Source organism: Actinomycetes bacterium, from assembly GCA_036000965.1.
Lineage (GTDB): Bacteria > Actinomycetota > CALGFH01 > CALGFH01 > CALGFH01 > DASYUT01.
Genome location: DASYUT010000309.1, coordinates 1 through 6,128, shown reverse-complemented (window position 1 = coordinate 6,128; position 6,128 = coordinate 1). Strand labels below are relative to the sequence as shown.

The 6,128-nt window shown below is 69.0% G+C and carries 8 protein-coding genes; 4 read left to right on the top strand and 4 right to left on the bottom strand.

The window, feature by feature from the left end; all coding sequences use genetic code 11:
* Window positions 1-822: 822 nt before the first annotated feature.
* Together VG276_27640 and VG276_27635 are read left to right on the top strand one after the other, a co-directional pair.
* A complete protein-coding gene (locus tag VG276_27640) occupies window positions 823-1,062 on the top strand; it encodes a hypothetical protein (GenBank protein ID HEV8653061.1) in 240 nt (79 codons plus the stop codon).
* A 373-nt stretch (window positions 1,063-1,435) separates the two neighbouring features.
* Window positions 1,436-1,669 carry an Lrp/AsnC ligand binding domain-containing protein gene (locus VG276_27635; protein HEV8653060.1) on the top strand — a complete coding sequence of 78 codons (234 nt, stop codon included), beginning with the start codon at window positions 1,436-1,438 and terminating at the stop codon, window positions 1,667-1,669.
* A 180-nt stretch (window positions 1,670-1,849) separates the two neighbouring features.
* Here the strand turns inward: VG276_27635 and VG276_27630 are convergent, their stop codons facing one another.
* On the bottom strand, window positions 1,850-2,413 hold the full coding sequence (locus VG276_27630) for a GNAT family protein (GenBank protein ID HEV8653059.1): 564 nt from the start codon (window positions 2,411-2,413) through the stop codon (window positions 1,850-1,852).
* Window positions 2,414-2,812: 399 nt separating this feature from the next.
* Between VG276_27630 and VG276_27625 the strand changes: the two genes are divergently transcribed.
* Window positions 2,813-3,244, top strand: a complete 432-nt coding sequence (locus VG276_27625) for a hypothetical protein (protein ID HEV8653058.1) — start codon at window positions 2,813-2,815, stop codon at window positions 3,242-3,244.
* Window positions 3,141-3,872 (top strand): hypothetical protein, encoded by a 732-nt coding sequence (locus VG276_27620; protein ID HEV8653057.1) that lies wholly within the window; start codon window positions 3,141-3,143, stop codon window positions 3,870-3,872. Before VG276_27625 ends, VG276_27620 begins: the two co-directional genes overlap by 104 nt.
* Window positions 3,873-4,119: 247 nt before the next feature.
* Here the strand turns inward: VG276_27620 and VG276_27615 are convergent, their stop codons facing one another.
* From VG276_27615 to VG276_27605, 3 genes are all read right to left on the bottom strand, one after another.
* Entirely contained in the window at window positions 4,120-4,488 is a 369-nt protein-coding gene (locus VG276_27615) for a VOC family protein (protein HEV8653056.1), read from the bottom strand.
* A 291-nt stretch (window positions 4,489-4,779) separates the two neighbouring features.
* Window positions 4,780-5,211 carry a cupin domain-containing protein gene (locus tag VG276_27610; GenBank protein HEV8653055.1) on the bottom strand — a complete coding sequence of 144 codons (432 nt, stop codon included), beginning with the start codon at window positions 5,209-5,211 and terminating at the stop codon, window positions 4,780-4,782.
* A gap of 327 nt (window positions 5,212-5,538) precedes the next feature.
* Window positions 5,539-6,060, bottom strand: a complete 522-nt coding sequence (locus VG276_27605) for a DUF5946 family protein (GenBank protein ID HEV8653054.1) — start codon at window positions 6,058-6,060, stop codon at window positions 5,539-5,541.
* Window positions 6,061-6,128 lie beyond the last annotated feature (68 nt).

Below are 6,128 nucleotides of genomic sequence, written 5' to 3'. Positions count from 1 at the left end.
GGGCTGCTGCGCAGGCAGCCTGGCCTGTTCACCCACTGGGCCTGGATGACCGAGTTCTAACGGGTCAGATGAGACGAGCGGAATGACGGGAGACTGTCACGTTCCGTTCTGTGGGAGCCCGGGGGTGAGATCCCCCCGGGCTACCCGGCCGGCTAGAGGCGGCATGGCTGCCGCCTCCGGCCGGTTCGGGCGGATCGGCCGGGGCTCGGACCCGCCACGCCTTGACCCGCTACGCCTTACCGGTAGGAGAGAGTGGCTCACTCGAAGCCCAGGGACTGCTCGTGGATGCGCTTCAGGTCTCGTTCGCTGAGCTCGCGGCCGTGGCGCAGGAAGTCACGAAGGAAGGCCAGCTGCTCCTCGGTGTAGGGGCGAGGTTCGCGTCGCCCTCCTCGGCGATGGGGCCATACATCCGCCAAGCGAGCTGCTTGATCGAGGAGTATTACGCCGACGACTACGTCGACCACAATCCACAGGTGCCGCCAGGCCGGCGGAGACCGGCAAGGGCATGCAGAGGCGCGGTGACCCCGGTAGGCGCTGGTGGAGGAGTGCTGCGGATACTGGCAAGCCTGCGACCAGCGGTGACGGTGGAGCGGGTGACGGGAATCGAACCCGCGTCACGAGCTTGGAAGGCAGTGTCGAGGGGGAAGGCCGCTCCTGCTCCGACGCCAAACGGCCAGGTCAGGGCCGATCCTAACGAACCGTGATTGACCGCTCGTGACCGCCCGTATCCCTTGGTTAGGGCACGCCGAGGGCACGGCCGGTGAGGGCAGGACTACGATCGGGACCCCGGGAAGTGTCCCTGGATGCTGAGGATGACCTGGTATGGCGCTGAAAAAACGAGTGACCCCGAAACGCTGGCGCTCCAAGGAAGCAAAGGAGATCGTCGCCGCCGTTCAGAGGGCAGGCGGACAGGTGGAGCGCACGGCAAGCGGGCATCTGAAGGTCATCGGGCCAGCCGGGTCCGCCATCGTCGCCTCAGCCCCCAACGCCGGCCGCGCAGGTGGGCGCGCCGTCCACAACACCCTGGCCACGATCAGGAGCAAGACAGGGCTGGACGTGTGAGGCGCTCAGCCGGGCGCTCGCTGCACCCAGCTACGTGAGCCGTCAGGGCTCGGAACGGTTGCTTTAAGAGAGCTTTCCGGGCGGTCGCCTGACGTGCGGTGACCAGCATGAAGGGCTTCCTGGCTGGGCGTTCGTTTACCGGCGCTGTCCTCTAGAGACCGTGCGTTTCCGATCGTCTGCGGGCCAAGAGCGGGCCGTAATGGATAAACGAACTGAGCGGCGGGTAGCCCGTGGTCGGGCCACCGAGCCGGGCGCCCGGGGTGGGCAGGCTGTATTACTCTCGACCCGGGCGCCTACCAGTCACCCTACCGGACCGCCTTCAGAAGAGGTTACGACCTGACTGGGCAGTACGACGTTTGGGAGGTGGTGCGAGGTGGTCACCGCGTATGTCCTCATCCAGACCGAGGTCGGCAAGGCTGGGCAGGTCGCCAGTGCAGCCGCGGAGATCGACGGTGTCCAGCAGGCCCAGCCCGTGACCGGGCCGTACGACGTCATCGTCCGCGCCGAGGCGCGCAGCATGGACGCCCTGGGCCAACTAGTGGTGTCGCGGATCCAGGCCATCAACGGGGTCACGCGCACCCTGACCTGCCCGGTGGTGCACCTGTAGCCGGGCCACGACGCCTGTGGCACACGGGTGGCGCGACCTGAAGGCCACGGTCACCAGGCTGCCGGTCCGAGGCGGCGCTGGCCTGCAACGGGCGGTGTTCCGATCTCGACATGAGCTAGCGTCCATGCTCCGCTTGACCGAGTTGTTGACCCGTGGATGCCGTCGGAGCGAACTCGACCATCAGGGTTCCTGGGCGCCGAAGCGGCCCTTCCCCCCGCGGGACTCCCAGTCCTCGCGCACCACCGCCATCAGCAGCTCGTCCTCGAAGCGCCCTCGGACCCACGCCTGTTGCCGCAGCCGGCCCTCCTCGACGAAGCCGACCTTCCGGTAGGCGCCCACGGCGCGGACGTCGTCGGCCAGGACCTGGAGCGCCACCCGGTTCATGTTCAGGTGCGTGAAGGCGTAGTCGACCAGCGCCCGCACCGCATCCTGGCCGAAGCCCTTCCCCCAGAAGGCCTGGCCCAGGGCGATGCCGAGCTCACACCGGCGGTTGAAGTGGTCGATCCCGTACAGCCCGCCCTGCCCGAGCAGCTCGCCGTCGGTCTCGACGGCAAACCAGGTCTGATCCCTGGGCGGCTCGGCGGCCTCCTGGTCGAACCTGGCTTCGTACCGGGCGAGCGAGAAGGGCAGGACCGGTCCGGTCTCCGACAGCACCTTGACCTCGAGATCCTCCAACAGCTCCCACAACCGCGGGAGGTCGGCTCGCTGGATCGGCCGAAGTACGACGCGTTCGCCCCGCAGCATCGCCTGCTCTCCTTCCACCGCTCGAACTGCGTGCACCTGGCGACGGCAGGACTCTACCGGCTGTCGCCTGAACTCCCCGACCTGGACAGGTAAGCGCCGGGTCGTGCGGAACCGGGCTGGCTGACCGGCTCGACCGCTCTTGGGACGGGAGCGGCGCTCTCGTAAGCCGCCCCTCCGGTCATCCTGCGCTCGGCCTTCGCAGGTCAGCACGGGTCTTGCCGTCCGAGCTCGTCTGCCCTTGTCGCCTGCTGTTGCCAGGCTCGGCGGTCAACTTGGCGGTCAGTGATTCTCTGCGGCGGTGAATGCGGGCGGGGTCTGTCGGGCCTCAGGGATACACAAGGCAAGGCGGCGAGCCGTGCTGGGCACCAAGCCGAGCGCCGGAAAGGTATCCTGCCCGCCATGGATGACGAGCGGCAGGACCCGCGAGGCACCCATGGAGCACCTGGCGAAGAGCCGGTGGCCAACCAGGCGATGGCAAATGAGCGCGAAGAGGTCGACGAGGACTCCCCAACCACCGATCCGATCGAGGTCAGCAAGGCCGTCGAACACACCATACGGTTCGACTTCGCCGGCCTGAGAGCCATACCCGTCATCCCGCCGGATCTGTTCCGGGCGGTGCGCGAGCACCAGGAAGAGCTGGCAAAGACGGCCAGCTTCAGCGTGCTGGCGAGCAACGTGCTGCGGGACGCGTTCCGCCCCGGTCATCCCGCCGGATCTGTTCCGGGCGGTGCGCGAGCACCAGGAGGAGCTGGCAAAGACGTTCCGAAGATTCGCCGCCAGCTTCAAGGAGCAGCTTCGTGCAGGTGCTCCACCCAGCTGGCAGTTCGGTGATGCCTGGCCGATGCTCAGCATGATCGCTCACACGGTGGAGCAGGATGGCATTCCTCTTGCATGGGTGCCGCGTGGCGACATCGTCGTGGCGCTCGTGCACGCCGAGGGGATCGAGGCGCGGCGGGCGATCCTGGCCGACCATGAGGCCGAGATCGTGCAGGACTGCTTCACCTGCCTCGACGACATCGACACCCCCGAGCTGGCCGAGTTCGTTGAGAACACCCGTGAGGCCGCCCGAGCATTTCAGGACCAGCATGCGAAGCCTGCCCAGGCTCTGGCCACCGTGGTGCTGGACGCCGCCTTACGGCTCCTCTTCGCTGCCCCACAGTTCAGCTATGGCGGGGTACGACGCAAGCTCGCTGGCGTCTGGGACAACGCCCCGCTCCGGTATGTGCGCTCTGCGCTGGTGCTCGCGGCCATCCCCGGCGCCCTGGAGGAATTCTGGCCCGACCGCGGTGACCCGGTGCCTGACCGCTTCAACCGGCACGCCTCGGCGCACACTGTCCACACCAAGCAGTTCACGCGCACCAACGCGCTTGTGGGGATCATGACCATCACGTCGCTACTGCGAGAGGCGTACGAATCCGCCTGGTACGCCGCCCCGGAAGCTCAGCAGCCGGCTTCCTGATCACAAGAACGGTTGCCTTAAGAGAGCTTTCCCGGCGGTCGCCTGACGTGCGGCGACCGGCAGGGAGGGGCTGTCTAGCTGGGCGTTCGCTTACCGCGGTTGTCCTTTGCTGACCGGGCGTTGCTGATCGTCTGCGGGCCAGGCGCGGGCCAACAGCCGAGACGTTCGCGGCGAGCAGGACCAGGGCCCTCTCGACACGATAGCTGGCGGCGCCTTGGTAGGAGACGCCGCCAGCCGCTGATGCGGTCTACCCGGTTGGGGCTGGGGCGGACGGGTCGTTCTGCCACAGGCCGAACTCGTTCCCCTGGGGGTCTCTGCAGGTCGCGAACCAGCCCATGCCCGGCACCGGGCCCGGGTCGTTCGCCTCGCCGCCGAGCTCCTTCACGCGCGCGGCGCCGGCGTTGATGTCGTCCACGTCGAAGTAGGCGCGAATCCCGCGCTTGCCGGGCTCCATGTTGGTGATCGCCGCGCCCGCCTGGTCGCTGATTCGGGTCATGTGGTACTCGAACGGGCCGGGGGAGGCCTCGAACTGCCACCCGAAGAGTGAGCCCCAGAACTCACGCCCCTTGGCGGTGTCGTCCGCCGGGATCTCGAAGTGCACTGGCTGGCCGGGCATAGCGACTCCTCTCGCATCGATGGTTCGGCGGAGCCTTGGTTCCGCCGCGGTCGTCAATATAGACCGGTCGGTCGGGGGAACTCATCGGTGCTCCCTCGCGCAACCGGAGATGCTGACCTCCCCTTCTCGACCGTCGAGACCACAATCCGAATCGCCCGCTCGCATCATCCCAGCTGCGTGAGCGGGACGGCCGGCGACCTGCGGCTCCTCCGAACCGTCGGCGACCGGTGGTGACCGCTGATGCCCATGCTCGACCGTTGCAGCGCGGACCCAGCGCGGACCGAGCGCCGGTCAGGACCGCGCGATGCCGTACGCCTGCTGGATCGTCCGCAGCTGGGCCGCATCGGCGTTCGCGGCCAGCGCCGCCGACAGCTCCGCGAAGTACTCGTCCAGCCCGCCCGGCGTCACGATCAGCAGCGCCGTCGCCGGACCACCCACGGACCGGAAGACGTGCGGCAGGTTGCGCGGCAGGAACACAAACGACCCCGGCCCGGCCCGGAACCGGTCCTCGCCGCACTCTACGTCCAGGGTCCCCGTGAGGACGTAGAAGCTCTCGTCCTCGCGGCTGTGGGTGTGCCTCGGCGGCCCACCGTCGATGGTGGCCTCGATCACGGTGAGGCTGCCGCCGGTCGACCGGCCGGACGCCTTCACGTCGGGTCCCCGGCCGGGCACGCCCTCACCTGGTCCGACGACGTATCCACGGGTGACAGGCTGGTTGGACACAGCGGCCTCCCTGGAGCAGTTCCGACGGCTGAGCGCAAGGTACATCGCGCCGCCGAGCCGGCGCGCTCACCTACCCAAGCCCAAGCTGCTTGCGCAGCCTCAGCCTGCGTACAGAACAGCTTGACCGCCGCTCTCGTAAGCCGCACCTCCCGTCGCCGTGGGCTCGATCTGCCCAGCTCAGCCCGAGTCTTGCCGTCCAGGGCCGTCCACCGATGGCGTCTGCTGTCGCCAGGCTGGGCGGTCAACTTGGCGGTCAGTGAGCCAATAGGTGGCCAGTCGGAACTCGGTAGACGGGACCTGTCAACTCCCCGCCTACGGCTGGCTTGGTCACCGGAGGAGGCGGCCGGCCAGCGCGGCGACCGCGGCGTGCTGGGCGGCCCACGCCTGCCACACCACGGCGGCCCACGCCCGCACCGCCTGGGCGTGGGCGGCCACCGAGTCGACCATGGCGCCGGCGGTGGCGACGTCGAACACCGTCACCGCCCCCGTGCTGGTGGGTGCGGGCAGGCGCGGCCAGGACGCGTCGGGCCTGCCCATCCGCTGGTGCGCGGCGCGGACCCGCACGCCGGGCACGCCGCGGTCCAGCGCCAGGTGCAACCCGACCAGCGCGTAGGCGACGCCGGTGGGCGGGATGTCGCCGCCTGCGTCGCGCGAGGCGTGCTGCGCGGCGTAGGCGGCCACGGCCAGCTGGTGGTCGTCGCGCACCAGCTCGATGTGGTTGAGCTCGAAGCCCTGCACCTCGCCGAACAGCTGCCAGCACTCCGGAGAGGCATTCCTGCGCGGGTCGGGCGTCGAGCCGCTGGCAGGCAGCTCCAACCCGCAGCCCGGGCAGGTGGTCCAGCCGCTCATGGCGGCCAGGCTGCGCCAGCGACCAGGCGCTGTCCAGTCGCTCTAGCTGGGAGCGTTTGCCGTAGGAG